Below are 13,859 nucleotides of genomic sequence, written 5' to 3' on the forward strand. Positions count from 1 at the left end.
CAATTAACTTAAACTAAATGGAATCGACTGTTGGAGATTCAAACTACCTATAATAAAAGATGTTAAAAAAGAATGTACTTGCACTTGTTGTGCTTGCTGTAGTTGTGTTGGGCGCTAGTTTCATTTTCTTTTCGTCCTTTGAGGCTGAACCCGAAACGTTGTCCCTGACTGCCGGAGCTGCTGAAGAAAGTAAAGTGCCCGAACAGCTATTCGGGATACCGATTGACGGCTACGAGATTGAAACCAATACCGTAAAACGCAATGAATTCCTGTCAAGTATTCTGACGCGTTATCAGCTGGATATGCAGCGCATATCCGTCCTTGCGGATAAATCCAAATCAATATTTGACGTGCGGAAAATTGCAGCCGGGCATGAGTATACGGTGTTCAGGGATGTAACGGGACAAGCCGCTTATTTTGTATATCAACCTAATCCGATAGATTATGTTGTATACGATCTGCGGGACACGATATCCGTATATAAATCGCAGAAAGCTGTGGATACCAAGATGGAAACGGTAGCCGGCGTAATACAAAGCTCACTCTATGAAACGTTGGAGGCAAACGGCGCCAGCCCTGACTTGGCAGTGCAGTTGGCGGAGATTTATGGTTGGGCGGTTAATTTTTACCGCATTAACAGGGGTGATTGGTTCAAGTTGGTCTACGAACGTAAGTATGTAGACGGGAATCCTATCGGTCCCGGCCGGATACAGTCCGCAATGTTCGGGCATAATGGAAAGGAATATCAGGCTTATTATTTTGAGACTGCTGACGGTAAAGGGTCTTATTATGACGAAAACGGGAAAAGCCTGCGTAGAACTTTCCTAAAGGCGCCGTTGAAGTATAGCCGCATTTCATCGCGCTATACGAGCAGGAGGTTTCATCCGGTGTTAGGGCGTTGGAAAGCGCACCTCGGCACCGATTTTGCTGCACCTCACGGCACGCCCATCGTGGCGACGGCTGCCGGAGTAGTCGTGGAGTCGGCCCATAGTGGCGGCAATGGCAATTATGTGAAAATAAAACACGATAACGTTTATACCACCCAGTACCTGCATATGAGCCGCCGGGCCGTAAAGAAAGGGCAGCGGGTAGCCCAAGGGCAGGTAATCGGCTATGTGGGCAGTACGGGCTTGGCCACCGGACCGCACGTCTGTTACCGGTTCTGGAAAAACGGGCGGCAGGTGGATGCATTGGCACAGGTGTTTCCACCGTCTGAACCCATCAATGAAAAATACCGGTCGGCTTTTAATAATGTCCTCAGTATGCACCAGCAAACTCTGGCGTCGCTCGGTTTTGAAAAGCAAAGCAATTTGGAGATCTACAGTGCGCTCGCGTTCAATATTGACCGCTTATTCGAGCAGCCGACTCCGGAGGATAACCGAATCCTTGAAGGATTCTCTGCTCAGATACTTTAAATTACATCAAAAACAAAACCCCGGTGATTCACATCAGCGGGGTTTCTACTAACTAAACTAAACAACTATATAAAACAAACCATATATAGGTCGTGTGCTAATGGCGGGCCGTGATGCTCCGCTTAACGCCTCAAAGATATAAATTATTTAGAAAGATTATAAATAATTACAAAAAATTGGCAGCGACTCCCTGTCCCGAACGCCAGTCTGATCGGTAATTCAATACTTATTCTTTTTTTGGTGCCGGGTAGGTTTTTTACCTTTGGCTTCGTTAATTGCTGATTTTAATGGAAAAGATGTATCGGCTTGAAATATGTGCAAATTCGGTAGCCTCGGCTTTGGCGGCTCAGGAAGGCGGCGCGGATCGGGTGGAGTTTTGTCAAAACCTGGAGGCAGGCGGTACGACCCCTTCGCCGGGGCAGATACGGTTGGCTCGGACATTGTTGGACATTGGTATGCATGTGCTGATCCGGCCGAGAGCGGGGGACTTCCTATATTCGGATCTGGAGTTCCGCGAAATGAAGGATGATATCTTGTTCTGTAAGGAGATGGATTGCGACGGCGTGGTTGTTGGCTTGTTACAGCCTGATGGCAGTGTGGATCAGGAGCGGACTTCAGAACTGGTGGATTTGGCTTGGCCGATGCACGTGACTTTCCATCGTGCATTTGATGTATGCCGTGACCCCTTTGAAGCATTGGAAGCAATTACCGCAAGCGGATGCCGCAGGTTGCTCACTTCGGGGATGAAAAACACTGCCCTTGATGGCGCCCCGTTGATTAGCAAGTTAAGGGAACAGGTGGGTGAGAAAATAGAGATAATGCCGGGCGCAGGAATCAATGAGACCAATATAACGCAAATTGCATTGATGACGGGGGCCAAGTCATTCCACGCTTCCGCCAAGGTACCCCTGGCAAGCGCCATGGTTTATGCAAATGCACATGTAAGCGGGATGGGCGGGGAAGGATGGGTGTCCTCAAAAGAAAAAATCCGCCGGTTGGCGGATATCTTAACGAATATGTAAGGGCACCTACTTGCCCAATTTAGCTTCCAGCTCGTTTAAAATGGTATTGTTTTTAACGATTTGGCTGTTCGCCGGCATCTTTGAGCGGCTGCCGATTTCAAGGTTACGGCCGAGTTTCAGAAACTGTACCTCGTTTTTCGCAACCACTTTATTTCTTCTGTCTTTTCTTTTTAAACGTGTAACTCCCATTGTTCTATCGTTTCGTTAAACTATTCTTAAACGAGGTCGGAAGCGGATTCGAACCGCTGTAAAAGGTTTTGCAGACCTCTGCCTAGCCACTCGGCCACCCGACCCTTTTTTAAAGGACTGCAAAGCTAATATAAATTATCGACAAATGGAAGTAATGGAATAGATAATTGTCAATTGTTGCTCCAAGTGTCTTATTTATGGCAGAGTGTATCAAAAATCATACAGATCATAGTGTTGTGTTTTTTAGATTATGTTGCTGATTTACATATAGTTGTGTTAATGTTAAGGTAATGGCGCATAACTTGTAATTATTGCTGACAGTTTAACACAATTATTCAATTATTAAATTAAAATAGAAGGAGACCAAAAATGAAAAAGTTAGTATTAGCAATAGCAATGGTTAGTATTTCCATCGGTGCATTTGCCCAAGGTCAGCCGATGGGCTTCGGGCTCAAAGCCGGTGTGAACTTCCCGAAATACCATTGGTCGGGATCAAATAACAATTATGAAACCAACGCGGCGACCAACTTCCATGTGACGGCTTTTTTAGATGCGCCCATTGCGACTGATTGGTTTTATATACAGCCAGGGGTATCGCTTCAGGGTAAAGGTGCTAAGTTTGTGGACACCGATAACCTGGAGGTGACACAAAACACCATGTGGATTGAGGTGCCGGTTAATTTTGTCGCCAAGTTTCCGGTGCAGACGGCAGGTAGTTTCTTCTTGGGTGCCGGTCCCTATGTTGCGTTCGGGATTTCTGGCAAAAACAGATACGATACGAATTGGGGGGCTGAAGAGCGGGAATTTGAGTTTGACCAAGACGGAACCATTAAAGGCACTGATTTCGGTCTTAACTTTATCGGAGGCTTCCAGTTGAACAACGGTCTGATGATTCATGGTGGCTACGGAATGGGTATTACCGATATCCGCGGTTCCAATAACAACTTCTTTACGGGTGACGAAAAACTGACGAACCGTGTTTGGACTATTGGATTAGGCTTTGCGTTCTAATCGATTACTACTACAAAAGACAACGAAAAAACCCCGGGGTATTGCCCCGGGGTTTTTATTTAAAAAAAGGACTGCCTTTTTTAAGCAGCCCTCTGAATTTTTCTTGAAATCGTAGCTTGATCACACTTTGATTTCTACTTCCACGCCACTGGGCAGTTCCAGCTTCATCAAAGCATCAACTGTTTTTGAATTGGAGCTGTAGATGTCCAATAACCGTTTGTACGCGCAAAGCTGAAATTGTTCACGGGCTTTTTTGTTCACGTGTGGCGAACGCAAAACCGTGTATACTTTCTTCTCGGTAGGCAAGGGGATAGGACCGCTTACCACGGCACCCGTTGGTTTCACAGTTTTGACGATTTTCTCGGCAGATTTATCCACCAGGTTGTAATCGTACGATTTCAATTTGATTCTGATTCGTTGGCTCATGTTATTTAGTTAAAAGTGAAGGTTGCCTGTTAGAGCTATTTACAACAGGCAACCAAATGAAAGATTATACGTTTATTTTACCTTTGGCCTTTGCAATCACTTCGTCCTGCACATTTTTAGGCGCTTCGGCATAGTGATCGAATTCCATGGTAGATGTAGCCCGTCCGGAAGTGATCGTACGCAGTTGCGTAACATATCCAAACATTTCGGAAAGCGGTACCATGGCTTTGATAACCTGTGAACCGGCGCGGCTGTCTATACCTTGCAGCTGCCCACGCCGACGGTTCAAGTCGCCCATCACATCACCCATGTTTTCTTCCGGCGTGAGTACCTCAATTTTCATGATGGGTTCCATCAATACCGGCCTACATTTAGGAAGCGCCTCACGGAAGGCCGTACGGGCAGCAATTTCAAATGACAGCGAGTCTGAGTCAACCGGGTGGAAGGAGCCATCTATCAGGCGAACCTTCATGCTTGATAGCGGGTATCCGGCCAAAACACCATTAACCATGGCAGATTCAAATCCTTTCTGTACAGAAGGGATATATTCTTTCGGGATGGCACCGCCCACGATTTCATTAACGAACTGCAGTGGCGACTTAACCGCATCCCAGTCTGCATCAACAGGGGAAATAACCACCTGGATGTCGGCAAACTTACCGCGGCCGCCCGTCTGTTTCTTGTATACCTCGCGGTGCTGCGTAGTACCCGTGATGGATTCTTTGTATGCTACCTGTGGCGCACCTTGGTTAACCTCGACTTTGAATTCACGCTTTAAGCGGTCTATCAGGATATCCAGGTGTAACTCTCCCATGCCTGAAATAACCGTTTGTCCGGTTTCTTCATCGGTCTGTACGCGGAAGGTCGGGTCTTCCTCTGCAAGCTTGCCAAGGGCAATACCCAGTTTATCAACGTCGGCCTGTGTTTTGGGTTCAATTGCCAAACCGATCACGGGCTCCGGAAACACCATGGATTCCAGTACGATAGGATGTTTTTCATCGCACAGGGTATCGCCTGTTTTGATGTCTTTGAATCCTACTACGGCGCCAATATCACCCGCACCGATGTTCGGAATGGGGTTTTGTTTATTGGCGTGCATCTGGAAAATCCGTGAAATCCGTTCTTTGTTGTCTGAACGGCTATTGTATACATATGAACCAGCCTCCAGGTTGCCGGAATATACCCGGATGAAGCATAGCCGACCGACAAACGGGTCCGTGGCAATTTTGAATGCCAATGCGGCAAATGGCTCGCTGGCGTCTGGCTTGCGTGCAATCTCGTTGCCTGTGCGCGGATCTGTACCTTTAACGGCTTCTTGATCTACCGGAGAGGGCAACAGTTCCATTACCAGATCCAGCATGGTCTGCACGCCCTTGTTTTTGAATGACGAACCACAGACCATGGGGACAATCGAGTTATCAAGTACAGCCTTACGCAAGGCGTCCAGTACTTCCCGCTCTGTGATGGAATCCGGGTCATCAAAGAATTTTTCCATTAAAGATTCATCGTAGCTGGCTACGGATTCCAGCAATTTTTCGCGCCAGTGGGTAACATCTTCCTGCATGTCATCCGGAATAGGCACTTCAGTATAGGTCATTCCCTTATCATGCTCGTTCCAGACAATACCGCGGTTGTTAATAAGATCTACCACTCCCTTGAAGTTGTCTTCCGAACCGATGGGCAATTGCAGAGGCACCGCCTCAGCACCTAACATCTCTTTCACTTGCTTCACTACGTTGAGGAAGTCAGCGCCTGAACGGTCCATTTTATTAACGAAGCCGATACGGGAGACTTTGTAGTTGTCTGCCAAGCGCCAGTTGGTTTCCGACTGCGGTTCAACACCGTCAACAGCCGAAAATAGGAATACCAAGCCGTCCAACACGCGAAGTGAACGGTTTACTTCTACTGTGAAGTCAACGTGGCCGGGTGTGTCGATAATGTTAACGTGGTATTTGTTGCCACGGTAGTTCCAGAACACCGTAGTCGCCGCAGAGGTAATGGTGATGCCGCGTTCTGCTTCTTGCACCATCCAGTCCATGGTGGACGCCCCTTCGTGCACTTCGCCGATTTTGTGGTTTACACCAGCGTAATAAAGAATACGCTCGGTGGTCGTGGTTTTACCGGCATCAATGTGTGCAGCAATGCCGATATTTCTTGTGTATTTTAAGTCTCTTGCCATGTCTTATCTTGTTGTCATAAAAAAATCACACCGATTATCCCGGATGTTAAATTTCCTTCAAATCGGTGTAATTTCATGGGCTGCTGTTGAATTTAGAACCTGAAATGAGAGAATGCTTTATTGGCCTCTGCCATCCGGTGAGTGTCTTCTTTCTTCTTCACCGCTGCGCCTTCACCCTTAGATGCCGAAATGATTTCAGCGGCCAGCTTCTCATACATGGTCTTTTCGCCACGTTTGCGGGCAAAGCTGATTAACCATTTCATGCCCAGGGAGATCTTGCGCTCCGGGCGTACCTCTGTCGGTACCTGGAAGTTGGCTCCGCCTACGCGGCGTGATTTGACTTCAACGGAAGGCATCACGTTGTTCAGCGCTTTTTTCCAGGTGTCCAAACCGTTTTCATTGGTTTTCTTTTCAACCAATTCCATCGATTTGTAAAATATATTATAGGCAAGTGATTTCTTGCCATCAATCATCATGTTGTTTACGAAACGGGTTACCTGAACATCATTAAACTTCGGATCAGGTAAAATGATTCTTTTCTTGGGCTTCGACTTTCTCATCTTCTATCCTCCGTTTAATTATTTTTTACCTTTAGTGGGAGCTGCTGCCTGTCCCGGTTTCGGACGCTTGGTTCCGTATTTTGAACGACGTTGGTTACGCCCAGCTACACCGGAGGTATCCAGGGCCCCGCGGATGATGTGGTAACGGACACCGGGTAGGTCTTTCACCCGCCCGCCGCGAATCAACACGATGGAGTGTTCCTGCAGGTTGTGGCCTTCGCCGGGGATGTATGCGTTTACCTCTTTGCCATTGGTAAGGCGCACACGGGCCACTTTACGCATTGCTGAGTTGGGTTTTTTAGGGGTAGTGGTATACACGCGTGTGCATACGCCTCTTCGCTGTGGACAGCTGTCCAACGCTGGAGATTTACTCTTTTCCTCCAGAGCTACTCTACCTTTTCTAACTAATTGTTGAATAGTAGGCATTTACAGTTTTTAATTTTTGCTTTTATCCTATATTTATTTAAGGACGGCAAAGGTAGGTAGATTATTTTTGATTATCAAGGGGTTTGGTGAAAAATCTGATGCCGGGAAACGGAAAAGGCCCCGAGTGGAGCCTTTTGATTGGTGGAGCCAAAGATACAAAACTCGAACTCTTTTTTGGAAGATTTACGGAAAATAAACCAATTAAAGGACAGTCCGTACCAATCTGATATATTCGTGGAAAAGGTCAATAAACATAAACAGTACCAAATTCTTACGAAAGTAGGAAAACTTAAAAGATGATTATTTTTTATTTTTATTCGTTTTCAATTGCTGAATATAACTACCTCTATTATTTTTTGTGATTGCACCCATATCCACTTTTATTTTTGAGAGTACATCTAACCACTTTTTATCGAGGTAAGGGTCATTATTTCTTAACTTGTAATACGATAGAACTTTAAGGAATGAAAGGTCTTTAATATACTTCTTTTTTGAATTTTCTATAAACTCCTCGACTACTTTCGGATAATTAGTGCCTCTTATATCTGCATATATGAATACCGATATGAACTTTTCTAACTCACTTATTTTGGAATTTGAAAGGTCATCTTTGATTTTTGTACTCAAAATTGGTCTAATCTTTTGTGTTCCCATCCATTCATACAATACAACTTGGTGGATTAGTGGTAAAACCTTTATAAACAAATTAAAACTAATGTTTTTCGGAAAGTTATCGGGAACTTTCTTGTTGTTTTCATAATAAAAAAGAAGAGAGTCTCTATATATCATAAGAAATGAAATAGAGCTGACTAAAACCTGCTTATAGAAATTATACTTCAATTTATAATCATCTATATCTTCACTGTTTTTCAAAACAACAGATGATAATTTTAGTACGAGGTCTAAATTCTTTTTAGAATCTAACGTTACATTTTTTTCCTCTACCTCTTTAATTGTTGGGCTACTTGCTAACTTATTGTCTAAAATACCCTCTAACTGTTTTTCATCAATCTTCTTAACCTTTTTCTCATCTATTTTAAATGCTAACAGGTTTGAACTCTTAGGCTCTAAAACATGGTCTACTTTTTCGTAGTTTTCGATTATGTCTTGATTGATAGCATCGTAACTATGCATTAATTTTCTCGATATATAATTTAGAATATCGACATCATCTCTTTTTAGACCAGTGTAATAAGATATCTCTTCGATATAATTTAAATAGTTCTCATCGGTAAAGACAAAATCTTTGAAATCTTTGAAATAGTCAAAAGCTAACGCTAAAAAGAAATGGAAATAAAAAGCAGATTTAAACGTGAGATTATTTTCATCGTCCAAATAAAGAATACCTCTGTTAATAAAATCTTCAAGAACTTTTACTGGTTGAATTTCCGCTCGGCTGGATATATATTTTTCAAAGAACGAACAGGCGGAGCTATACTTTACTCGATAACTGGACTTAGCATCCCCCTCATCATGCATATATTTCGCAAAGCATGCCAGTAATCTCTTTTTGTTATGGAAATCAAAAGTATCACTATAAATGTTTTCAATTTTAGTTTTTTCCAAGATGTTCTCAACGAAAAGTTCTACTAACACAGACTTATTAATAGGTTTCTTTTCTTGTTTTTCAAATATCCACAAAAATAGTGTAATAGATAGTGGGTTTTTAGGCAATCCGAAGTCGGTAAAACTCTTTATTAAGGATTGCATTTTATCTTGTAGGTCTATTTGTTTATTCGCAAACCACTTTTTTATTAATTCCTTGATATGTTTGGTTTTAAAATTTTGAATAAAAACGTATTCAAAATTTTTTGTTAGCTTTTCTATCAACAGTTCCTCTGGAATTATGTTTTCAAACGCCTGAGTTGCTGTCAAAACAACTTGTATGTTTTTAAATTTCTCAACTACCTCTAAGAGGTTCTGGTATTTGCTTTCTCCGTTTTGTTTGAAATTATCTACTATTAATATAAACTTATTTGATTCTATGAAATTTTGAATATCTGAACTCGATACCCCGCAATTAAATCTAACAATTTTCGTAATATTGTCAGTCAAGTCAGCATAGTCAATCAGCACGGGGATTTTTTGTAACTTTTGAAAACTATTAAGAGCATCAATAAAAATCTTATCAATTAAAATTGTTTTACCAGACTCCTTTTGACCTAAGATAAGAAAGTTCTTATTCGATGAAATTATGTCGTCAATCTTGTATATAGTTTCATCATCGCTTTCGCCCAATGAATTTGATATAGAAGGTTCGACAAATAGGTTTTCAATGGTACAAGGAATATCAGTGTAGCTATTAGATAATAAAATATGGTTATTTAATGGCTCAACCTTCGTCTCTTTTAAATGGTTTATTATTTGAAAGGTCTTTTCATTTTTAAGTATTTCTTCTGTCTTTGGAAGATTATATATGACTTTGCCATCTGCATGCCCTACATCTGCATTAGGAACAAATTTCTTATGAAATGGTAAGTATTTTCTAAAGTATGTCGTTACTCTGTCATTCTTTCTATATTCAATGATAGAATATCCATTTGCAAATCTTTGTGAATCGATATAATCCCCTATGGTGGAGCTGGCTTGAGATGTGTACAGATTTCCGTATAAATTCGTGGTATTCTCCGCATCATTTTCATGAACATGTCCTACAAGAAGAATGTCGTAATATTTGCCGAGAAGTGCCTTACAATCTTTCTTGTCAAAATCATTTAGAAAATCAAGAGGATGATGAACTACGGCAATTTTTATTTCCGTGTTCTCGATTTTCATCAAGGAATTTGTTATTTGTTTCCGTCCCAATAAAAGATTACCCTTATCACTATCATCATAACATAGGAAAGAGCTATTAAAACATGAAATACCGATATTTCTTTGAGGTGTGTTCAGTAAGAAAGAGTACTCGAAGTTTGAATATTCTAATGCTAAATCATTGTATTTTTGATAAAAGTCGTATTCCCAGTCTTTGTACCTGACTAATCTCGCTAAAGATACTTTGTTCTTATAATTGCTTTCAATAAAGCCGTCTAAGCTATCTGATGAATTTATTGAACCAATTATACCTCTATGGGAGTATATGTCAACTTTTGAACGTTCAACTTCATGGTTTCCGGGGACAATAAATATTTTTCCGCTCAACTTTGGGAAAAATGTAATCAGTTGATTGATAAAAACTTCCTCAAACCTCTCATAAGGATTGTCATTCTCATTGAAAGCAGCCCCTCCCTTATCTATTAAATCCCCTGATATAATAAAGACAATATTGTCGTCGTCAGGACTTATTTGGTCTATCAAATCTAAAAAGAAAGCTTCTAATAATTTTTCCTTTTCAAAAGATAAAGGAAAGCTCTCCATATGAAAATCTGAAACATGTATTATTTTTACCATTTATAATCTATCTGGTTGATTCTTAGAAATTGACTCTTACGTTGGCACAATTTACGAATTTTGATGACATAAATATACTTTGGCGTCCAATTGTTCGAGTATTAGATTTCCCCATCTGTTATCTGCCACTCGTTCTGAACAAAATCTTTCCCAACTTCGTCCTGTCTCATGAAAAAAGCTCGGTACTAATCGCAAACTTTGCGAAGGCATATTGGCTTCATTTTAAACCTTTAGTATTATGAGACACCTATTACACAAAATAGTCTCCGACATACAGAAACAGGAGCGAAAAGTGTCCGTCGAGGCTTCGGGTTTTATGGACGAGGCTTACGGGATGACAATCTATCTGAAAGAGCTACTTGGAGATATCAAAGAAGATATAATAAACGAGGGCTTCAAGACAATCGAAGACGAAATACTTTTCTTTAAACAGATAAAGCCTATCGTTCTTGGTAAACTCATTTATTACAACAAAGTATTCAGGATAGAAACTGCCTGCCCCGCAAGCAACGGAAATATCTATGAAAATTATTTTGCCATGCACCTGCGGGAGCTCAAAAAAGAATACACGGAGCATGTCTGCAATTCCGACTTCTACCGCTACTACCGCTCTGGCAGAACCGACCGAGACGAACAGTATTTTACGCTTGGAAAAATCAACTGCTATGACGGGCTGAACAGCTTCGTGTTTGAAATCGACACCAAGTTTTCGACCTATTTTGATTACAAGGTTGCGAAAATCATCGCCAACGAATTAGTCTATAATTATCTGACAACCAAACTAAGCCCCGAACAAAACCCCGATGTCCTGCTACAACAGGAGGATACAAAGGACTTCTTTTGGACACAGACAAAAAATGCCCTTATCGAATTGATTTATGCACTCTACGCCTGCGATGCCATTTCACACGGGAAAATAGGCATTCGCAAAATCAGCATGGTTTTCCAAATCCTGTTCCGTGTCTCCCTTAATGACATACATAACAGCTTCCACCGGATGAAAACCCGTGCAGGCTCACGGACGTTGTTTTTAGACCAACTCAAATACAGCTTAGAGGAATATATGGACAGGGAAGACAACCTATAGTATTTGTGCTCTCTTACAATCAATAAGGACAGCATCACCCGGTGCTGTCCTTTTTTTGCCCATTTGCCTATGTGTGTCTATCGGCAAATCCATTGAATTGGAATCCGACCGATTGACAAAAGGTGTGAAAAGCCCTATAAAACAGCACTTTGCTCCAATTGTAAAAAATGAAAAAAGTGCCTTTTTGATAGACACGTATCGGACGACAGCCTCCGCCAATCACTCCAATTTTGGGGTGTTAGAAATCATTAAAAGTATTGTTATGAACATCGACAGAATGGAATTTATCGCATGGATGGAACGTATCATGGAGCGTTTTGATATCCTGAAAGAGTACGTCCTAAACATCAAGAAAGAACGGCAGAGCATAGACGGCGAGGAATTATTGGACAACCAAGACCTGCTCCTCATGCTGAAAATCAGCCACCGTTCCCTGCAACGATACCGCTCCACGGGCAAGCTGCCGTATTACACCATCAGTGGAAAGCTCTACTACAAACTATCGGATGTGCACCAGTTCATTCGGGAAAGTTTCAAAGCCCCCATAAGGCGTACCAAAGAAAATCCCAGACAAACACCGCCGTCCAAGGACGGGTAAACAGGCTGGGTATCTACACGGATTACTTTCGGAGAATGTAAATTTTAAATAATCAATATCATGAGCGAACAGACAAATGAAAATCCACAGCAATATCCCGAACAGCTTTCGGATGTGCTGTTGGTGATGGATAAGGAGAAAAAGAAAATCCAAGCCGTCACGGGTGTTGACGAAAACGGCAATCTGAAAACCGTTGATGCCACCAAGAAAAACCAAAGCCAATTTATGCGAGTGGACAGAGCCGGAGATTTGTTTACAAATTTCTTCTCCAACTTTTGGCGACAGCTTAAAGACCCGACCCATTTCTCATTTTTCAAAGTACCTGCAAAGGAAGCGGTAGAAACCGCCAAAGAAATGCAGAAACAGGTCGATGCCCCCACCAAAGAGGGCGAGGCTGTTATGGCAAAGCATGAGGTCAAAGAGCCAAAAGAGCAACAACAGGAAACCAAAAAGGATGTGCAAGCGCCACAAGCACCGGAAAAAAGCGAATACCGCTATAAGGCGGAAGATGTGGACTGGAATTATTTAGCGCAATTTGGGATAAACAAAGAGCGGCTTGAAAAAGACGGTCAGTTGGATTTGCTGTTAAAGGGCTATAAGACCAATAAGGTATATCCCACAAGTGTCAATTTCGGTGCGGTTATCATGCGCTCGGATGCAAGGCTCGGTTTCCAAGACGGTGAAGACGGAAAACCTGTACTTATGATGTATGGTGTACGCCACGAACCCAACCTCAAAGCCCCTTTCTTTGGTCACGAGTTTACCAAAGAGGACAGGGAAAACCTGCTCAAAACCGGAAACATGGGGCGTATGGTGGAATTGACCAACCGCAAGACAGGCGAAAAGATACCGTCCATTATCAGTATCGACCACCTAACGAATGAGGTTATCGCATTCCGGCAGGACAGGATAAAAGTACCCGATGAGATTAAGGGCGTAAAGCTAAGCGAGGAACAGAAACAGGATTTGAAAGATGGGAAAGCCATTTATTTAGAGGGGTTGGATTTTAAGAACAGTACGAACAAAAATGCCCATGTGCAGTTCAACGCCGACAAAAAATATACGGAGTTTCTCTTTGGTGATAAAGCCCCCAAACAGACACAGGAAAACGACCCGAAATACTACCGTGGCAAAACGTTCTCCGATGAACAATACAAGCAACTCACCGAGGGCAAGACGATTTACGTTTCGGATTTCAAGGATGGAAAAGGAAACCCGTATAAAGGATATGTCACGCTTAACAAAGAGACGGGAAATTGTGATTTCAGCTTTAAAAACCCCAATGCGTTGAAAAATAAGGCACAGCCTACCGAGGCGCACAAAACACAGGTTGCCGTAAACTCCAACGGGAAAACCAACGAGGCTACCAAGAACATCAACGAGCCTCTGAAACCGGAGCAACAAAAGCCGAAAAATCAAACACAACAGCAACGGCAGAATGAACACAACCGTCCGGCTAAATCCAAAGGGGTAAGGAGATAACACCATTAAAAAAACATTTCTCTTTGGAAATCCCCTCTCACAGAAAACGGAGGGGTTTCTCAAAGAGAAATCTA

General features: G+C 42.4%; 12 protein-coding genes and 1 tRNA gene. 6 read left to right on the forward strand and 7 right to left on the reverse strand.

Features of this window, described 5'->3' with window-relative positions; genetic code table 11:
* The first annotated feature begins 59 nt into the window (after positions 1–59).
* Entirely contained in the window at positions 60–1,415 is a 1,356-nt protein-coding gene (locus BM030_RS02755) for a M23 family metallopeptidase (RefSeq protein WP_090970785.1), read from the forward strand.
* Between the two features lie 287 nt (positions 1,416–1,702).
* The gene (locus BM030_RS02760; protein ID WP_244518619.1) at positions 1,703–2,437 is read left to right on the forward strand and encodes a copper homeostasis protein CutC; all 735 of its coding nucleotides are present in this window, start codon (positions 1,703–1,705) and stop codon (positions 2,435–2,437) included.
* Between the two features lie 6 nt (positions 2,438–2,443).
* Here BM030_RS02760 and BM030_RS02765 read toward each other — a convergent pair whose 3' ends face one another.
* Both BM030_RS02765 and BM030_RS02770 read right to left on the reverse strand, forming a co-directional pair.
* Complete coding sequence (locus BM030_RS02765; protein WP_090970787.1) at positions 2,444–2,626, reverse strand: spore protein; 183 nt, start codon at positions 2,624–2,626, stop codon at positions 2,444–2,446.
* A 33-nt stretch (positions 2,627–2,659) separates the two neighbouring features.
* Positions 2,660–2,730: transfer RNA gene (locus BM030_RS02770), tRNA-Cys, on the reverse strand.
* A 265-nt stretch (positions 2,731–2,995) separates the two neighbouring features.
* Here BM030_RS02770 and BM030_RS02775 point away from each other — a divergent pair.
* Positions 2,996–3,637: an outer membrane beta-barrel protein gene (locus BM030_RS02775; protein WP_090970788.1), complete on the forward strand. Its 642-nt coding sequence runs from the start codon at positions 2,996–2,998 to the stop codon at positions 3,635–3,637.
* 120 nt (positions 3,638–3,757) lie between these two features.
* On the opposite strand, the gene rpsJ is transcribed toward BM030_RS02775, so the two are convergent.
* The 5 genes from rpsJ to BM030_RS02800 all read right to left on the reverse strand — a co-directional run bounded on the left by rpsJ (position 3,758) and on the right by BM030_RS02800 (position 10,618).
* Positions 3,758–4,063, reverse strand: a complete 306-nt coding sequence (gene rpsJ / locus BM030_RS02780; RefSeq protein ID WP_090632042.1) for a 30S ribosomal protein S10 — start codon at positions 4,061–4,063, stop codon at positions 3,758–3,760.
* 64 nt (positions 4,064–4,127) lie between these two features.
* Positions 4,128–6,242 (reverse strand): elongation factor G, encoded by a 2,115-nt coding sequence (gene fusA / locus BM030_RS02785; RefSeq protein ID WP_090970790.1) that lies wholly within the window; start codon positions 6,240–6,242, stop codon positions 4,128–4,130.
* A 92-nt stretch (positions 6,243–6,334) separates the two neighbouring features.
* The gene (gene rpsG, locus BM030_RS02790) at positions 6,335–6,802 is read right to left on the reverse strand and encodes a 30S ribosomal protein S7 (protein WP_090970792.1); all 468 of its coding nucleotides are present in this window, start codon (positions 6,800–6,802) and stop codon (positions 6,335–6,337) included.
* Positions 6,803–6,820: 18 nt separating this feature from the next.
* Positions 6,821–7,228, reverse strand: a complete 408-nt coding sequence (gene rpsL / locus BM030_RS02795; RefSeq protein ID WP_090970794.1) for a 30S ribosomal protein S12 — start codon at positions 7,226–7,228, stop codon at positions 6,821–6,823.
* Positions 7,229–7,528: 300 nt separating this feature from the next.
* Complete coding sequence (locus BM030_RS02800; RefSeq protein ID WP_090970795.1) at positions 7,529–10,618, reverse strand: metallophosphoesterase; 3,090 nt, start codon at positions 10,616–10,618, stop codon at positions 7,529–7,531.
* Between the two features lie 238 nt (positions 10,619–10,856).
* Here BM030_RS02800 and BM030_RS02805 point away from each other — a divergent pair, with 238 nt between their 5' ends.
* From BM030_RS02805 to BM030_RS02815, 3 genes are all read left to right on the forward strand, one after another.
* Positions 10,857–11,705, forward strand: a complete 849-nt coding sequence (locus BM030_RS02805) for an RteC domain-containing protein (protein ID WP_090970797.1) — start codon at positions 10,857–10,859, stop codon at positions 11,703–11,705.
* A 262-nt stretch (positions 11,706–11,967) separates the two neighbouring features.
* Complete coding sequence (locus BM030_RS02810; protein ID WP_090971042.1) at positions 11,968–12,303, forward strand: helix-turn-helix domain-containing protein; 336 nt, start codon at positions 11,968–11,970, stop codon at positions 12,301–12,303.
* Between the two features lie 60 nt (positions 12,304–12,363).
* On the forward strand, positions 12,364–13,785 hold the full coding sequence (locus tag BM030_RS02815; protein WP_090970800.1) for a DUF3945 domain-containing protein: 1,422 nt from the start codon (positions 12,364–12,366) through the stop codon (positions 13,783–13,785).
* Positions 13,786–13,859: the final 74 nt, after the last annotated feature.

The organism is Parapedobacter composti (genome assembly GCF_900112315.1).
GTDB lineage: Bacteria > Bacteroidota > Bacteroidia > Sphingobacteriales > Sphingobacteriaceae > Parapedobacter > Parapedobacter composti.